The following is a 16,626-nucleotide window of genomic DNA, read 5'->3' as shown; positions in this document are numbered from 1 at the left end:
CTAGATAACACGGCACCTTAAGGATTCAGCAATATTATTTGGCGAGCAGATGTTGAATTCTCGCCTTGAGGATATCAGTGGCGATGCGGTTCTTTCCTCCACGTGGCACAATAATGTCCGCATATTGCTTAGAGGGGTCGATAAACTGTAGGAACATAGGTCGAACCGTTTCAGTGTATTGCGCCATCACAGACTCCATTGTACGCCCACGCTCTGCAACATCACGGGCTAAACGGCGCATAAAACAGATATCCAATGGTGTATCCATAAATACACTTGCATCCATCAATCCTCTTAATGCAGGATCGGTCAGCAATAAAATCCCCTCTAAGATGATCACCTTTTTCGGTGTCATCTTAATCGTATCGGCCATACGCGTGTGATCGCTATAGCTATAAGTTGGGATCTCTACCGCCTCGCCAGTTTTCAGTGCTTGCAGGTGACGGCATAACAACTCATGATCTAACGCTTTTGGATGATCATAGTTGGTCAGCACTCGCTGCTCCATTGAAAGATGTCCCTGATCTCTGTAATACGCATCTTCGGCGATAACGCCAATTTGATCCGTACCAAGATCGCGGCACAACTCCTCGAATATCGTCTTTGCAATTAAACTTTTACCTGATGCAGATGCACCCGCGATACCGATAATGACACACTGAGAGTTCATGCTGATGTTACCTTATTCGTCATCTGAAATACTGATTGATACAGTGGATTGTACTTTAGTTAGCGCTAATTGTGCGCCTACTTTTCTTGCGATCTCGCGATATAGAGCCGCGACTTCGCTATCGGGATCAGCAACAACAGTTGGTTTACCATTGTCGACATCCTCGCGAATATTAAGTTTAAGAGGCAGCTCACCTAAAAGGGGTACCTGATAACGCTGCGCCATCTTACTGCCGCCATGGCTACCAAAGGGATGCTCTTTATGACCACACTCACTGCACATATGAAAACTCATATTTTCCACTATGCCGAGCACAGGAATATTCACCTTCTGGAACATGCTAATGCCCTTCTTAGCATCGGCAAGAGCAATATCTTGAGGAGTGGTAACCACAACCGCACCTGTCACAGGTACTTTTTGAGATAAGGTTAATTGAATATCACCAGTTCCTGGTGGCATATCGATAACTAAGTAATCTAGCTCCGGCCATAGTGTTTCATTTAACAGCTGAGCCAAGGCACCAGCAGCCATAGGCCCACGCCAAACCGCGGCTTCGTCATCGGCAAGCATAAAGCCAATAGATTGAGCAGAGATCCCATGCGCCGTCGCAGCAGACATCATCTTACCGTCAGCTGAAACAGGTCTAAAATCACTAACACCTAACATGAGTGGAATAGATGGACCATAGATATCCGCATCCAAGATGCCAACCTTTGCCCCTTCAGCCGCTAACGCCAATGCGAGGTTAACTGAGGTAGTCGATTTACCCACACCACCTTTACCAGAAGCAACAGCAATCACCTGCTTCACATTTGGTATAGGTTCAACGGTTGAGATTGCTGAGATACTGGCTGGTTGAAAATCAATTTCACACTCAACCTCATCAATGGCATCAAGAACCGCAAGTTTCTTAGTAATTGCCATCACAGTATCTCGATACTGAGTCATACAGGGATAGGGGTAACAGAGTCCTAACTGAAGACGTTTACCATCAATTGATAGTTTACTTACACAACCAGCACTGACTAATCCTTGTGCTAAATATGGATCTTGGTAAGCGTCCAAAATGGCCAACACAGGCCCGAGAAGTTCATCGCTAAGACGATAATCCTGAGAAGCTGAAGACAAAAGTGCAACCCTCTATAAATAATTTGCCCAAGTGTACCAGAAAAAGCCCACAATATTCGCGTAGAATTAACTCACTTAGCGCATGTTTTGATGAAACTCTTGAAGGGATCGGTTAGTATCTATGCCAATCTTTTTGGGCCCTTAACTGATTTTGAGACAAGATGGCAAATTCACAACGTAAAATCTTAGTGACAAGCGCACTTCCATACGCAAACGGACCTATCCATTTAGGCCATATGCTGGAATATATTCAAACTGATATTTGGTCACGTTTCCAAAAGCTACGTGGTCATGAATGTCACTATATCTGTGCAGATGATGCCCATGGCACACCGATCATGTTGAAAGCTCAACAGATGGGAATTGAGCCTGAAGAGATGATTGCGCAAGTTAACAGAGAGCATCAACAAGATTTTGCTGACTTCAATATCCAATTTGATAACTTCCACAGCACACATAGTGTTGAGAACCGTGAGCTTTCAAGTGACATCTACCTTAAGCTTCGCGATGCAGGTTTCATTAAGACCCGCACTATCTCGCAGCTATTCGATCCTGAAAAGTCTATGTTCCTTCCGGATCGTTTCGTCAAAGGCACTTGCCCTAAGTGTAAAAGTGAAGATCAGTACGGTGATAACTGTGATAACTGTGGCGCGACATACAACCCGACAGATCTGATTAACCCTAAATCAGCCGTCTCTGGTGCCACACCAGTGATGAAAGATTCTGAGCACTTCTTCTTCGATCTGCCAGCTTTTGAAACCATGCTAAGTGAGTGGACTCGCTCGGGTGCGATTCAAGACGAGATAGCTAACAAGCTTGGTGAGTGGTTCGAACAAGGGCTACAGCAGTGGGATATTAGCCGCGATGCGCCTTACTTTGGTTTTGAGATCCCTGATGCGCCAGGTAAATACTTCTACGTATGGCTTGATGCCCCTATCGGTTACATGGGCTCGTTCAAAAACCTGTGTGACAGACGTGAAGATCTAAACTTTGACGATTTTTGGGCAAAAGACTCAAGTGCTGAGGTGTACCACTTTATCGGCAAAGATATTGTGAACTTCCACAGCCTATTCTGGCCAGCCATGCTAGAAGGTGCAGGCTTCCGTAAGCCAACTAGCGTTTTCGCTCACGGTTATGTGACTGTAAACGGCGCTAAGATGTCAAAATCGAAAGGTACCTTTATTAAAGCGCGTACCTATCTCGATAACTTAGACCCAGAATACCTTCGTTACTACTATGCCGCAAAATTAAGTGGCCGTATTGATGATCTTGATCTTAACCTTGAAGATTTCGCTCAGCGTGTTAACTCTGATCTTGTCGGTAAACTCGTTAATTTAGCATCAAGAACAGCTGGCTTTATCAGTAAGCGTTTCGATGGCAAGTTAGCAAAAGTCGCTGACACTAGCCTTGAGCAAACCTTCCTAGGTAAACAGACTCTCATCGCTGAGTTATATGAAAGCCGTGAATTTGGTAAGGCGATGCGTGAGATCATGGCCTTAGCCGACTTGGCTAACGCTTATGTTGCCGATGCAGCACCTTGGCAGTTAATTAAGGATGAAGCTAAGCAAGAGGAAGCACATCAGGTCTGCTCTAACGCATTAAACCTATTCCGGATCTTAGTGACCTACCTAAAACCTGTACTGCCTAAGCTTGCTGGTGATGTTGAAGCCTTCCTGCAGTTCCCACTGACTTGGGATAAGTTGAATGCCGACCTAGCGGGTCATGAGATTGCTAAGTTTAAGGCTCTAATGCAACGTGTCGATATGAAGAATATTGAAGCGATTATTGAAGCGTCTAAAGACAACTTGATCCCAGCAGAAGCGCCAAAGAAAGCAGATAGCAAGAAAGTGGCAGACACGCCTGTCGATACTCGTCCTCCCCTTGAAAGCGATCCTATTTCAGAGGAGATAAGCTTCGAAGATTTCGCGAAAATTGATCTTCGTATTGCCCGTATTGCTAAAGCCGAACATGTACCTGAAGCCAATAAGTTACTTAAACTTCAGCTTGATCTTGGTGGTGAAACCAAACAGGTTTTCGCAGGGATTAAGTCAGCCTACGCGCCTGAAGATCTTGAAGGCAAACTCACTGTAATGGTAGCAAACCTTGCACCGCGTAAGATGCGTTTTGGTATGTCTGAAGGCATGGTACTCGCTGCAGGTCCTGGTAACAAAGATCTGTGGATCTTAGAGCCACATGAAGGTGCTCAACCTGGTATGCGAGTGAAGTAATCACCGCGACATTCAAAACAAAAGGCCGCATCTCTGCGGCCTTTTTATTGTCTGTCATCTAACTTTAACATTATCTAAAAAGCGTCTACCTGTTTTTGACCGCTTAATTCGATGATATTTATTAATGCCACCTAGTTCATTTGACGTTAATAAGTTAACGTACCTAGCACGATTGGTATGAAAAGTTGAACACTCATAATGAGTGTTCAATCAAGGTTAGTTAGCTTGTTCTACAGGGAGAGCTGGTTTTACCCAAGCTTGAGTACCATAGAGAGGAACCGTAGACAGTGCATGTTTATCACTGCCTTTGGTCTCTTTAGTCGAGTAAGAGAGGTAGAGTAAAGTTTGGTTCTCAGCATCATATATACGGCGAACCTTTAATGATTTAAACAATATACTCAAAGACTGCTTAAAGACTATCTCGCCGTTTTTACTTTTATCAATACTGGCAATTTCAGCCTGGGTAATAGGGCCAGTTTGACGACAAGAGATGCTCATATCTGAGGGATCGGCCATACTCAAATTTGCTTCAACGCGGCTAATATGACAAGTCACACCGGGTATTTTAGGATCATGCTTTGCGTCAATAAGCACATCTTTGGTGGTAAACATGCCTAAACTCACCTTAGCCACATCGTCACCACAGGCACTCAGTCCACTACACATCACCACCAATGAGGCAGTCCTTAACAGCTTAAGGTTTTTCATCTTTAATCCTTAAAAAAATCTAACAGTCATTAATACCAATCAGTATAAGAAGTTGATCTACTCAGAGTGTCTTTTGGCAAACTAATTCAAGGCGAATGGATGATGGAATGGTTGTTCCCTTGTGAATTCATTCAACGCAGAAGTAGGCAGCCAAAAACACTCCTTACAGGCGAGTTTTAGCGGTTCTGATGCTGTGTTAACGAGCTTGACCGTAGAATAACTATGCTCTTCACTCGTTGCCTTGCCTCAGGACCGCTAAACTCTCGCTGAGCGATCAAATCTTTATACTGATTGGTATAACTCGTTTAAGCTTTTGATTAACCTACACCCCAAAATATGACTAAGCAAATACCTTTTGAGCCCAACGCGTTAAACCTGCTGTTACGCTACCGAAGTGATCACCAACAACAATAGGAGTTTCAGGATACATGGCAGCAATTTTATCGTAGATAGCTGGACTTCGCGCCGTTCCACCAGTGACATAGATAACATCAGGCTTAACCCCTGCAATCTCTAATGCTTGCTTCATCAAGGCCTCTATTTTTGCGCTTGGCAGTTCAATCGCCTCTTTAAACAGAGCTTGTGTCACTTCAGCATGTAAATTTGGACAAACATAATCTAAGTTAGCCGTCACACAGTTGGCATCTGACAAGCTGATTTTTACCTGCTCAGCACTGCGGACGATGCGGTAACCGAGTTGATCTTTTTGTACCTTCAACAAACGCTGCAGTAACTCAGGACGCTTGGCATCTTTTATCAGCTCCTCGATAGTTTTTCGAGAGTTAAGTGATGAAAAATCACGCTGTGCACTGATATCATTGACCGCTACAGCATTCCAGAAAGGTTTGCTCGGAACTGGCAATCCATTCACCATGTGACAACCTAAGCCTAGGTGAGACATAAAAGCCTTCATCGATAGTGCGATATCAAGATCGTTCCCTCCGATGCGTTGACCGCTGTGACCAAGAAAGTCTTGGCTTCTCTCCTTTGCATCGACATGAGATGGTCCCATCTTAACCACAGAGCAGTCAGTAGTACCGCCGCCCACATCGACAACCAACACAAGCTTATCCTCATCAAGGCTTGCTTCGTAATCCATACCTGCGGCTAATGGCTCGAACAGAAAGTCCACATCAACAAAGCCTGCACGTTTGGCAGCGAGTCTCAGTATTGATTCAGCCTGTAGGTTACTCTCCTCTCCACCAATCCCCTGAAAGTTGACGGGACGGCCAATCACAGCATGGGTAATTGCCCCTTTAGCGTTTAAACCGCGAGTGGATTCGGCCTCTTGCTTGATATGCAACATCATCATGGTGACGATATCTTCAAACAGCGCAACTTGATCCGCTCTCAAGCCAGTTGCCCCTAAAAATGATTTAGGTGAACGGACATAAAAGCCCTCTTCGGGCATATCTAAATAGGCTTTTACCGCCTGTTCGCCGACAAATACAGCTTGCTCATCGGGTTCTAGATCCAGCTCTCTGCGAGCACTGCGAGCGCGGGTTAATTGAGATGCACGGACCTTGGCATATTCAGCTTTAAGGGAGTCTGGCATCTGTTGATACACAGCTTCGGCAATCAACTCTCTGTCTAATGCATAGAGCGTTGAGGTTAAATAGTGTGAACTTTCAGTCAGAGGCAGTAGTTTCACCTCACTGTTTTGCATAACACCAACGGCGCAATTGGCACTTCCATAATCAAAACCGACAAACATTTAATTGCCCCTGGGCGACTAGCCTAAACAGATAAAAAGCCGTGAAAAATAACACACATTGAAATGAGTAAAAAGAGGAATGAGTGATTAGATATCACAAAAACTCAACGCCCGACTAAAGTGTCGGCAAAAATCAACTAAGGAGACTAGAGCTTGCTAAGCCTCCATCCAGAGTAATCGAAAAGTAGCCAGTTTTTACAGAAGGTCTGTATCGCCGAATGAGGGGGAACCAATCACCTCTCCACTAATGTCGCCAAGCAGTGTACCTGAGAGTAACGGGGTATACTGAAGGTGATTTAACCTTATCAAATGACAATGATCCCCTCCCTCAATATAGACGCTCTCCTCATCAATTAAGGGTTTATCCAATATCATTTTAATGCCGTAAGCTTCAGCAATGCCTGGAATTGCTCCCTCTTCACAATCGCTAAATAGACTCAAGAGTGCCTCTTCATCGACCAAATGGTAAGCCTCTCCCATCAACTCACTTAACTTAAGTACAGATAACCTGCGACCAGCACTAAGACCCGCCATTAAATAATCACCATCATTACTCACTAACATCACTGACTTAACCACCTGTGTACAAGGTAAATGCGCCGCAGAGGATGAATCAAGTGCAGATAAAGTTCTTCGATGTTTAACCAACGAGTAGTTCACGTGGTTATCATTAAGAAAAGACTCAAGTGTGATTGCAATGGCCATAACGATACCTCCTATCAACAGTGACTCAAGCAAAATTTAGCTCGAAGAACCGCAATACAACATAGATAAGTATAGCCAATGGCGTAGCAAATAACCGTTAGCCAGCATGGGATAGATCGCCTAAAATAGTAATTAGAATTGGCACAACACCAATCGAGGGCATCGCTATGAACATAAGCGTTTTTAAAGCCATCGCATATAGATTAGCAAGACAGATATCATGTGCCGCCATCGACTACGTCATGGCCATGTTTGTATGTTTACTCTTTTTTCAACTCACTGTTTTTTCCAGCTCAACCGCTGCAGCTCCGTCTCAAACTCCCCCTACCTCACAATCTCAAACTGTTCCCGTGCTGAGTATTTCTGGAGCCATTGGACCTGCGATAGGTGACTATTTAGTCACGGAGATAGTCAAAGTCGATCCTGCACACTCCCCCCTAATAATTATCCTGATTGATACTCCAGGTGGATTGGTTTCAAGCCTACGAGAGATAAATCAAGCCATACTCAACTCAAAGGTTCCAGTTGCCTGTCTAGTCCACCCGTCAGGGGCTAGGGCTGCCAGTGCTGGCACCTATATGCTTTACGCCTGCCATTTTGCAGCTATGTCGAGCGCAACTACTTTAGGCGCAGCGACACCTGTGAGCATTGGCGGCTCGCCATTTAACAAGGATAAGCAAGATAAACCAAACTCAGAAGATAAACCTGAGCACAAACCCACTGCATCTGCCATGGAGAAGAAGATCCTAAATGATTCCATCGCCTATATACGCGCTCTTGCCCAGCTTAGAGGAAGAAACCAAGAGTGGGCAGAGCTGGCAGTTAAGGAAGCAGCAACCCTAACGGCAACTGAAGCCTTGAATAAGAATGTCATCGACCTTATCGCTGATTCACCGACCTCGCTGCTCCAGCAGCTTGATGGCCGTAAAATCACAATCAACAACCAGCTCCATGAGTTATCTCTCCAGTCAGCAAAACTTGAGAGCTTAGCACCAGATTGGCGTAACCAATTTATCGCAACAATTACCGACCCCAATATCGCCTATATACTGATGATCATCGGGATTTATGGTTTGCTACTTGAGTTTTATAGTCCAGGTGTCGGTATCGCAGGGATCACAGGTGCTATCAGTTTGGTCATTGCGCTGTATGCCTTTCAATTACTGCCGGTCAATTATGCTGGTATGGCGCTACTTTTTCTTGGTATTGCCCTGTTTATCACCGAAGCGCTAATCCCGAGTTTTGGGATCTTTGGATTAGGCGGCGTTGTCGCTTTTACTATGGGCTCCATTTTTCTGATGGATACAGATCAAGTCTCATTCCAAATATCCCCCCCCGTCATTGCTGCAATGACAACAGTAAGCAGCCTACTATTCATCTTTCTCCTAGGGTATCTATGGCGTTCACGTAAAAAGCCTATCGTCAGCGGTCAAGAGGCCATCATAGGTGCTAAGGCCCTAGTTATTGAAGATTTTAATGAAAGCGGCTTCGTGCTCCTTGAGGGAGAGCGCTGGGCTGCCACAACGACAACTGCACGATTTAAGGGTGAAACAGTCACAGTCGGTGGTATCGAGGAGTTGACATTAATCCTTGCCAGCCCTCCGACATCGACCCACTCACCAGAGTCTAACTCTCACTAAGGAGTCACTGATGGAGCCTCTACTTCAAAGCGGTCCCATGTTCGCCTTTGCCGTCCTCTTCCTGATTGTTGCACTGTTTATTAGTGCATTCAAAATTTTACGGGAGTATGAACGAGGCGTTGTCTTTCTACTTGGGCGATTTTATAAAGTTAAGGGACCGGGATTAATTATTGTCATCCCTATTATTCAACAGATGGTGAGAGTCGATCTCAGAACTGTTGTCATGGATGTGCCCACCCAAGATGTTATAAGCAGAGATAACGTCTCTGTCCGTGTTAATGCCGTCATCTACTTTCGGGTGATTGATGCTCAAAAAGCCATTATTAATGTTGAAGACTTTCTGCAGGCCACCTCTCAACTGGCTCAAACAACGCTTCGCTCTGTACTAGGGCAACACGATCTCGATGAGATGTTAGCCAACAGAGAGATGCTCAATACAGATATTCAGAACATTCTTGATAGCCGAACCGACGGTTGGGGGATCAAGGTATCTAATGTTGAGATTAAGCATGTTGATCTGAACGAGACCATGGTCAGAGCTATTGCCCGCCAAGCTGAAGCTGAGCGTACTCGACGTGCCAAGGTGATCCATGCCTCCGGCGAGATGGAAGCCTCAACTAAGCTAGTGGAAGCTGCCAGTAAATTAGCTCAAGAGCCCAATGCCATCTTATTAAGGTACCTACAAACCTTAACTGAGATCGCCAGTGAGAAAAACTCCACTATACTCTTCCCGCTTCCTATGGATCTACTCGAAGGAGTAATGCAAAAAAGTAAGAGCGATGGAGATGCGTCAAGTCAACCAAAAGATAGCGATGATTAAAACATTAATATTGGGCAAAAAAAAAGCCGTCTAGGACGGCTTTCTTACAACATTGAGGTATTAATCGCCCGATACAGGATTAAAAAATCTCATATTGCACACTCAGTATAGACCGCATTTTTGAGTCTACCTTACTTATTTCTATTTTTTATTATTCAACTTAACTTGTGATTTTTTAAGATTTTCTTTGTTATCACGACGCGCCTGAATAACGGCACCAACATCACTACCGATATGCGCTTCCCCTCGCTTAGCAGCAAGCTGCATCTGACGCTCTCGCTCTTCGAAACGTTGACGCTGTTTGTCAGAGATATTATCGATACAGTGCGGACAACTTACCCCTTGAACAAATGCCTCACTGGCTTTCTCCAACTCAGTAATTGGCATACGACAAGCGTTACATTGATCATATTGCCCCTTCTCCAATGCGTGATTCACAGCAACGCGATTATCGAATACAAAACACTCCCCCTCCCACAAACTCTCCTCCTGCTTAACCTCTTCTAAGTATTTAAGCACGCCACCTTCAAGATGATAGACCTCATCAAAACCTTGCTCTTTAAGATAAGCAGTGGACTTTTCGCAGCGGATCCCACCGGTACAAAACATGGCAACTTTTTTATGCTTAGCAGGATCTAAATGCTCTTTCACATAGGCAGGAAACTCGCGGAAGGTGTCAGTTTTAGGGTCAACAGCATTTTTAAATGTCCCTATCTGTACCTCATATTCATTACGGGTATCGACCAGCAACACCTCAGGATCTGAAATAAGCTGATTCCAATCCTTAGGTTTCACGTAAGTGCCGACAACTTTAAGAGGATCTATCCCCTCGACGCCCATAGTGACAATCTCTTTTTTCAACTTCACCTTAGTTCGGTAAAAAGGCATCGTCTCATCAAATGATAGCTTGTGAACAATACTGTCTAAGCCATCTTGCTTGGCAAGCCACTGAAGTAGGTTATCGATAGCCAGTTGTGAGCCCGCGACAGTCCCGTTGATCCCTTCACTGGCCAGCAATAGCGTCCCTTTAATTCCAGCCCCCTCCATATGGACTAAAAGCGGTTTTTGAATAGATTCGAAATTAGGAAGGGAAACAAACTTATAAAGCGCGCACACAACAACTTGGGACATAATAACCTCGTCAGCTAGCCGGAGCTTAATCTCCGGTGCATCTTAACTCAATGATAAAGCCGCCCACAAAAGTGAGCAAGCCCGCAAAAACGCGAAGAATCTTACCTGAGTCACACTCGAACAAAAAGAGACAAAATGTAGGGGTATTACCATTTAGTTGGTCCTAATAAGGAGATGAGCCAACATCAAGATTGTTTTTTAACATCAAAAGCCACAACATAGGCTCAAATGACCCCTATACACAAAGAAATTATGACCTTAGCAACCCTGTACTCTTTTAGACGCTGCCCCTACGCCATGCGAGCTCGGTTAGGTATATACCTGTCCGGATCCCAAGTGATGTTAAGGGAGATTATTCTGAAACATAAACCTCAACCCATGTTAGATGCCTCACCAAAAGGAACGGTTCCTGTACTCATTACGTGCGAGCAAGAGGTCATTGATGAAAGTCTAGAGATAATGCAGTGGGCCTTAACCCAAAACGATCCACATAATCTGCTATTGCAAGGCAACCTAGAGCAACAAAAAGTCGCAATGGCATTAATCAGAAGCAATGATGAAAACTTTAAACCTTGGCTTGACAGGTACAAGTATGCAGACAGATACCCAGAGTTCAGTGACACCTATTACCGAGAGAAAGGTGAGCAGTTTATCTCCCAACTAGAGCAACTTTTGACCCAAAGTGACAACCTTCTCGGCCATCATGAGTCCATTGCCGATCACGCCATCTATCCATTTGTGCGTCAATTTGCCCATGTCGACAAAACTTGGTTTGAACAAGCCCCCTACCCAAACTTACAGAAATGGCTAGCTAACCACCTAAACAGTGACGCTTTTATCACTATCATGAAGAAGTACCCACTGTGGTTAGATAACGAACAGGAGTATCTGTTTGGGGCAGGACACTGAAGTTATTCTTACAGGGAGTAGTAAGAGCGGTACTGATTATCTACCCGCTTTATTTATAGCAAGCAAGTATAACAGCCATCCAGTTAAATCTGAGGCAACTCATTAACCCTAGCACTACCTCTCTCTCAAATTTGTGTTAACCTCAATATTAGATGAGAGCAATATTAATAATTCCTGAGCCATATTAAGGAAAAGCAATTCTCTCAAAAGGAGTGCTTCATGTTTTGGTTCTTTATATCCATATTAATCCTCATTCTGCTTACACTATTTACGTTAATCTATTTAACCCCTTCCTACCTATATCGGCTATTAACTGCGTGTGCTCGAACTCTGGCAGGCTTTAAACGTAAAGAGATCTCCATTATGGGAGAACGTATTGTCTATCTGGACAACAAACCAAATAAGCAAGATAACAATAAACCCACACTGGTTATGCTTCATGGCTTTACTGCCAATAAAGACAACTGGCCCATGATGTCACTTTTCTTGGGAGGCAAGTATCGAATCATTGCTCTAGATCTGCTTGGTCACGGCGAGAGTGATGCGCCACTTGAAGCTGACTACAGCATAGAAGCACAAGTGCAACGACTTCATCAATTTATTACCTCGATTGAACTCCCTACTTTCCACCTACTTGGTAACTCAATGGGGGCGCAAATTGCTGCCACCTATGCGGCGTTATTGCCTGACAACCTCATCTCTGTGACCTTGTTAGATAGTGCAGGTATCGATACTCCAATCAAAAGTGACATGATCAAAGCCCTCAATGCAGGCCATCCTCATCCACTCATCGATTGCGCCGACCCCATCGAATATTTTGACTATGTGTTCGGACAATCAAACCATATCCCTCTACCGTTAAAACGAGAACATTTAGCGCGACAAGCTCATAAGCATCAACTGCATCACAAGATATTTAATGACTTTCATAACAGTGATCTATTGCCCTACTTAAATAAAATAACAATACCTGTACTCATTATTTGGGGGGAGAAAGACCGAATATTAGATAAAAGCAGCATAAACATAATGTGCCCATTACTAAATCAACATAAGGTCTGTACCTTTAGTGGCGTAGGCCATCTTCCTATGATTGAAGTGCCTAAAAAGAGTGCGATTGAATTTAAACAGTTTATTTCAGAGTTTAAACTTTGATAACGGCTCTTTTTAAATATGCTAAATATCCATAGGGCTAGTAATAAAAATAGATAAAAAGTAATCTAACTAAAAAATAACATCTGGAGTTAACTTGGATAAATATAGGTTAAGTGTAAATACGTTTAACAAGTTCGCCCAACAATACCAAGACAAGTATATGGATCTATCGCTTTATGATGATACTTTCGAGCTTTTTTGCCAACTAATCAATCAAAAGGTTTGCCCTGAAATCTTTGAGATAGCCTGTGGGCCGGGAAATATCAGCCGTTTTCTCATTGAAAGATGCGATGAGATCAAGCTGCACGGTATAGATCTTGCGCCTAACATGGTCACACTTGCAAAGGAGAACAACCCCAGTGGTCATTTTGAAGTAATGGACTGTAGAGATATTTCTCAAATCGATCACCTTTTTGATGCCATTATGTGTGGCTTTTGTCTTCCCTATATTGCCAGGGCGGATGCAGAGACTTTAATAAAAAACTCAGCAAACCTACTAAAGAAAGAAGGGATTATCTATCTTAGTACCATGGAGGGTGACTATACTAAATCTAAGCTTGACACCTCGAGCAGCGGCGATCAGATGTACACCCATTACCATAGCGCTGAGCACCTGTGTGATCATTTAGAGAGTAATGGCTTTACCGTTTTAGATATCAAACGAAAAGCGATACCAGAGCAAAGTGATACCAGTATTAACGATCTGTTTATTATCGCCAAATGGGGGCTCTCATCTTAGTACTTAAGTTCAAACAACTTAGTCCAAGCATAAGATAGCTGAAATGATCAGCCTTGGCAGAACTGGCTTCAATTTAATTAAAGCCCCTTAGCTATAGATGAATAACGCCCTCTAAGTACTGCACCGCTTTTCCCGAAATATAGACACGCTCTCCATCAACACGGCATAGCAGCTCTCCCCCTCTAGCAGAGGCCTGATAAGCTTTCAGCTCATTTTTGTCTAAACGCGCTGACCAATAGGGCGCCAGTCCAGTGTGAATTGAGCCTGTTACAGGATCTTCCCCTCCTCCATTGGCTGGCCAGAAATAACGAGAGATAAAGTCATATTCTCCATCAACATTATTCTCCTTTGCCGTTACTACAACATCAAAAGGTGCCAGTCGTTTTAGTATCTCATCATCTTTCTCTACAGAGATAACATCAGAGCTATCCTGATAGACCACAATATAAGCTTGCTCATTACGCAATACATCAACGGGCTTTATCGATAGCCCATCAATTAAGGCAGTGGGTACACTATTAAGCTTTTGAGGCATGCGATTAGGAAATGACATCTGAATATAGTTGTCATCAGATTTTGTGATCACAAGCTCACCTACAGCTTTTGCTGTAAACCTTATCTCCTCAACGGCTTTATGCTCCTTAAAAATCACAAAAGAGGCCGCGAGCGTCGCATGTCCACAGAAATCGATCTCTGTAATAGGAGAAAACCACCTTATTTGATAATCCTGCGTATTTAAACGCTTCACAAAAGCCGTTTCAGACAAGTTATTCTCAACCGCTATTGATTGCATCAACTCATCAGGCAACCAAGTATCAGTAATAATCACCGCAGCAGAATTACCTTTAAACCTAACATCAGTAAATGCATCAATAATATCTATTTTTATCTTCATTACAACTCCATCAATCATCAGGCTATTTATAAAGGTTTAATACGTCACTACTTGACTATTAAGGGGATGGTTAACAATAACAAAAACCCCATTGACCAATTAAAGTGACTTCGTCGTCTAGCAGAATTCAATTGATTTCTAATCGTAGACCCCAGCAACACCCAAGTAAACGAGGCCGGAAACCCAACAAGATTAAACACGAGCATCCCCAAAAGACCACTCAGCCAATACGCCTCTCCAGTAACGGTAAATGCACTGCATAATGTAATGGTTGCCATCCAAGATTTGGGGTTAATAAGCTGAAACAGAGCCGCTTCCTTAAGGGTCATTGGTTTACTCTCTTGATCAGCAGGATCATCATTGACCACAGCTGTTGAGATCCGGTAAGCCAAATAGAGTAGATACCCAATCGAAAGCACTTTTAGTACATGGTGAAACATGGGCCAGATATCAAATAAACTACCTAGCCCTAAAAGAACTGAGATATGTAAACAAGTTTGCCCCGCTCTTATTCCCAAGATATGAGGCAAGCTGCGTTTTATTCCGTAATTAGCCCCTGATTGAGCCAATAGCACATTATTAGGGCCAGGCGTCATCGTCATAGTGGCACAGAAAAACGCGGCAGATAGCATCAAGGTCCAAAGTGTCTCTTGCATTGTTCACTCCCATTTCAATATATTTAACTACCACCAATAATTGTACGCATACAATTATTGACACAACTTATGTTAAAGTGCATATTATCGATAATTAAATTAGGATCAACAGGTTTATTGTCATGGGTACAATTTGGAATTTAGATCTCAATGAGTTCAGCGGGCCTAAGTATTTAAGGATAGTAACTGCGATTGAACGAGCCATATATTCAGGTGAACTTAAACCAAACAGTAAGTTACCTCCACAGCGACAATTAGCAGATACAATCGGTGTAACAATAGGTACAATTACCAGAGCCTATGCTCTGGCTGAGCAGAGAGGCTATGTCGAGGCGAGAAGAGGTGATGGCACTTATGTCAAAGCAAAAGCCCAAAATACGGAAAGTAGCAAAGTTAATTTTGCGACCTGTCAACCTCCCTTGACCAACCAAACAGCAGCGCTCAGTGATATATTGACCGAGATTGCCAAAGACCCTGTCACCTTAAATCAAATTATGGGCTACCAGGCCGATCCTCTGGCTCACCAACAACAAGCTTTTCATCATTGGCTTACCGCTCGCGGTATTGAGCAAGATGCAAAGCAGCTCATCTTCTGCCATGGTGCGCAGCAAGGACTGTTTTCAGTGTTAAACGCTCTACTCGGCAAGAGCGATGTTTTAATGCACGAAGAAAACTGCTATCCAGGGATCAGAGTCGCAGCAAATCAACTTGGCCTCGATGCCCATTCGATCCCCCTAACCGATTCAGGCTTAGATCTGATAGCACTGCAAACTTTAGTTGAGCAATATAAGCCTAAACTGCTCTACCTGACGCTGAATAACCAAAACCCAACCTGTATCCAATACAGCATCAGCCAACGTCAAGCCCTATTAAAGCTGGCGATTGAACATAACTTCTATATTCTTGAAGATGATGTAAATTACTGCCTTCCTGAGGAGTGGCACCTGCCACTATGGCAACAAGCGCGCGAGCACTCAGTCCAAGCACAATCAAGAGTTATCTATTTATCAAGCCTATCAAAAACTTTCTCTGGTGGACTACGCCAAGGTTTTATTCTATTGCCAGAAGCACTTATTGCCCCCGTAAAACTTGCTCTACACAGCCAATGCTGGATGGTATCACCACTGAATATGGAGATTGCAGCTCGCTTAATTAATACACAGGCATTAGTGGGTGAAAGGGATCAGTTAATTCGCGAGCGACAAGCCCTAGCTATCGCTATGTGTAAGCGCTTAAACTTACAGCATCGCTGGCGTGGACTTAATGGCTGGTTAAAGCTCAACTCTCCTTTAAAAGCTCACCACGTTGTGACCGCCCTCGCAGCAAAAGGCATACTAGTGCGGAATGGGGATGACTTTGATAACCATGATAATCATATCCGTATCAGTATTGGCGCAGCCCAAAGCCTAACTCAATTTACAAAAAGTTTGCATGAAATTGAAACAACAATACAAACCCTCAGTCAAAGTGCTTACTCGGTCGTTTAACGTGCAATGGCTTTGTGGAAACTCCTCTATATAAAGTAAGA

The 16,626-nt window shown here is 43.7% G+C and carries 15 protein-coding genes; 7 read left to right on the top strand and 8 right to left on the bottom strand.

Going from position 1 to position 16,626, the window contains the following annotated elements:
• Window positions 1–34: 34 nt before the first annotated feature.
• Together udk and apbC are read right to left on the bottom strand one after the other, a co-directional pair.
• Window positions 35–670: a uridine kinase gene (udk, locus tag K0625_RS09245; RefSeq protein ID WP_220109428.1), complete on the bottom strand. Its 636-nt coding sequence runs from the start codon at window positions 668–670 to the stop codon at window positions 35–37.
• Window positions 671–682: 12 nt separating this feature from the next.
• Window positions 683–1,798: an iron-sulfur cluster carrier protein ApbC gene (apbC, locus tag K0625_RS09240; protein ID WP_012324608.1), complete on the bottom strand. Its 1,116-nt coding sequence runs from the start codon at window positions 1,796–1,798 to the stop codon at window positions 683–685.
• Window positions 1,799–1,959: 161 nt separating this feature from the next.
• On the opposite strand from apbC, the gene metG reads away from it, so the two are divergent.
• Complete coding sequence (metG, locus tag K0625_RS09235; protein ID WP_220109427.1) at window positions 1,960–4,026, top strand: methionine--tRNA ligase; 2,067 nt, start codon at window positions 1,960–1,962, stop codon at window positions 4,024–4,026.
• A 216-nt stretch (window positions 4,027–4,242) separates the two neighbouring features.
• Here the strand turns inward: metG and K0625_RS09230 are convergent, their stop codons facing one another.
• The 3 genes from K0625_RS09230 to K0625_RS09220 all read right to left on the bottom strand — a co-directional run bounded on the left by K0625_RS09230 (window position 4,243) and on the right by K0625_RS09220 (window position 7,153).
• Window positions 4,243–4,734, bottom strand: coding sequence for a CreA family protein (locus K0625_RS09230; protein WP_220109426.1), 492 nt, complete (start codon window positions 4,732–4,734; stop codon window positions 4,243–4,245).
• Between the two features lie 340 nt (window positions 4,735–5,074).
• Window positions 5,075–6,448, bottom strand: coding sequence for a molecular chaperone (gene yegD / locus K0625_RS09225; RefSeq protein ID WP_220109425.1), 1,374 nt, complete (start codon window positions 6,446–6,448; stop codon window positions 5,075–5,077).
• Window positions 6,449–6,643: 195 nt separating this feature from the next.
• Window positions 6,644–7,153, bottom strand: coding sequence for an aminoacyl-tRNA deacylase (locus K0625_RS09220; protein ID WP_220109424.1), 510 nt, complete (start codon window positions 7,151–7,153; stop codon window positions 6,644–6,646).
• A gap of 242 nt (window positions 7,154–7,395) precedes the next feature.
• Between K0625_RS09220 and K0625_RS09215 the strand changes: the two genes are divergently transcribed.
• Window positions 7,396–8,793, top strand: a complete 1,398-nt coding sequence (locus K0625_RS09215; protein WP_220109539.1) for an NfeD family protein — start codon at window positions 7,396–7,398, stop codon at window positions 8,791–8,793.
• A gap of 10 nt (window positions 8,794–8,803) precedes the next feature.
• Window positions 8,804–9,613: a slipin family protein gene (locus K0625_RS09210; RefSeq protein WP_220109423.1), complete on the top strand. Its 810-nt coding sequence runs from the start codon at window positions 8,804–8,806 to the stop codon at window positions 9,611–9,613.
• A 141-nt stretch (window positions 9,614–9,754) separates the two neighbouring features.
• Here K0625_RS09210 and trhO read toward each other — a convergent pair whose 3' ends face one another.
• A complete protein-coding gene (gene trhO, locus K0625_RS09205; RefSeq protein WP_220109422.1) occupies window positions 9,755–10,744 on the bottom strand; it encodes an oxygen-dependent tRNA uridine(34) hydroxylase TrhO in 990 nt (329 codons plus the stop codon).
• A 252-nt stretch (window positions 10,745–10,996) separates the two neighbouring features.
• Between trhO and K0625_RS09200 the strand changes: the two genes are divergently transcribed.
• The 3 genes from K0625_RS09200 to K0625_RS09190 all read left to right on the top strand — a co-directional run bounded on the left by K0625_RS09200 (window position 10,997) and on the right by K0625_RS09190 (window position 13,547).
• Window positions 10,997–11,653 (top strand): glutathione S-transferase, encoded by a 657-nt coding sequence (locus K0625_RS09200; RefSeq protein ID WP_220109421.1) that lies wholly within the window; start codon window positions 10,997–10,999, stop codon window positions 11,651–11,653.
• A 219-nt stretch (window positions 11,654–11,872) separates the two neighbouring features.
• Entirely contained in the window at window positions 11,873–12,808 is a 936-nt protein-coding gene (locus K0625_RS09195) for an alpha/beta fold hydrolase (protein ID WP_220109420.1), read from the top strand.
• A gap of 94 nt (window positions 12,809–12,902) precedes the next feature.
• Entirely contained in the window at window positions 12,903–13,547 is a 645-nt protein-coding gene (locus tag K0625_RS09190) for a class I SAM-dependent DNA methyltransferase (RefSeq protein ID WP_220109419.1), read from the top strand.
• 91 nt (window positions 13,548–13,638) lie between these two features.
• Here K0625_RS09190 and K0625_RS09185 read toward each other — a convergent pair whose 3' ends face one another.
• The gene (locus tag K0625_RS09185) at window positions 13,639–14,442 is read right to left on the bottom strand and encodes a PhzF family phenazine biosynthesis protein (RefSeq protein WP_220109418.1); all 804 of its coding nucleotides are present in this window, start codon (window positions 14,440–14,442) and stop codon (window positions 13,639–13,641) included.
• 47 nt (window positions 14,443–14,489) lie between these two features.
• The gene (locus K0625_RS09180) at window positions 14,490–15,098 is read right to left on the bottom strand and encodes a LysE family translocator (protein WP_220109417.1); all 609 of its coding nucleotides are present in this window, start codon (window positions 15,096–15,098) and stop codon (window positions 14,490–14,492) included.
• A 122-nt stretch (window positions 15,099–15,220) separates the two neighbouring features.
• On the opposite strand from K0625_RS09180, the gene K0625_RS09175 reads away from it, so the two are divergent.
• Complete coding sequence (locus K0625_RS09175) at window positions 15,221–16,585, top strand: aminotransferase-like domain-containing protein (protein ID WP_220109416.1); 1,365 nt, start codon at window positions 15,221–15,223, stop codon at window positions 16,583–16,585.
• The last annotated feature ends 41 nt before the right edge of the window (window positions 16,586–16,626 follow it).

The organism is Shewanella nanhaiensis, assembly GCF_019457885.1.
Classification (GTDB): domain Bacteria; phylum Pseudomonadota; class Gammaproteobacteria; order Enterobacterales; family Shewanellaceae; genus Shewanella; species Shewanella nanhaiensis.
Note: the sequence above shows the minus strand (reverse complement) of the source record. Positions and strands in the feature narration are given on the sequence as shown.

Coding starts and splice junctions, on each gene's coding strand:
- udk (WP_220109428.1), bottom strand. CDS start 670: ATGAACTCTCAGTGTGTCATTATCGGTATCGCGGGTGCATCTGCATCA.
- K0625_RS09230 (WP_220109426.1), bottom strand. CDS start 4,734: ATGAAAAACCTTAAGCTGTTAAGGACTGCCTCATTGGTGGTGATGTGT.
- K0625_RS09195 (WP_220109420.1), top strand. CDS start 11,873: ATGTTTTGGTTCTTTATATCCATATTAATCCTCATTCTGCTTACACTA.
- K0625_RS09180 (WP_220109417.1), bottom strand. CDS start 15,098: ATGCAAGAGACACTTTGGACCTTGATGCTATCTGCCGCGTTTTTCTGT.
- K0625_RS09200 (WP_220109421.1), top strand. CDS start 10,997: ATGACCTTAGCAACCCTGTACTCTTTTAGACGCTGCCCCTACGCCATG.
- trhO (WP_220109422.1), bottom strand. CDS start 10,744: ATGTCCCAAGTTGTTGTGTGCGCGCTTTATAAGTTTGTTTCCCTTCCT.
- K0625_RS09185 (WP_220109418.1), bottom strand. CDS start 14,442: ATGAAGATAAAAATAGATATTATTGATGCATTTACTGATGTTAGGTTT.
- K0625_RS09175 (WP_220109416.1), top strand. CDS start 15,221: ATGGGTACAATTTGGAATTTAGATCTCAATGAGTTCAGCGGGCCTAAG.
- K0625_RS09220 (WP_220109424.1), bottom strand. CDS start 7,153: ATGGCCATTGCAATCACACTTGAGTCTTTTCTTAATGATAACCACGTG.
- K0625_RS09215 (WP_220109539.1), top strand. CDS start 7,396: ATGGCCATGTTTGTATGTTTACTCTTTTTTCAACTCACTGTTTTTTCC.
- yegD (WP_220109425.1), bottom strand. CDS start 6,448: ATGTTTGTCGGTTTTGATTATGGAAGTGCCAATTGCGCCGTTGGTGTT.
- K0625_RS09210 (WP_220109423.1), top strand. CDS start 8,804: ATGGAGCCTCTACTTCAAAGCGGTCCCATGTTCGCCTTTGCCGTCCTC.
- metG (WP_220109427.1), top strand. CDS start 1,960: ATGGCAAATTCACAACGTAAAATCTTAGTGACAAGCGCACTTCCATAC.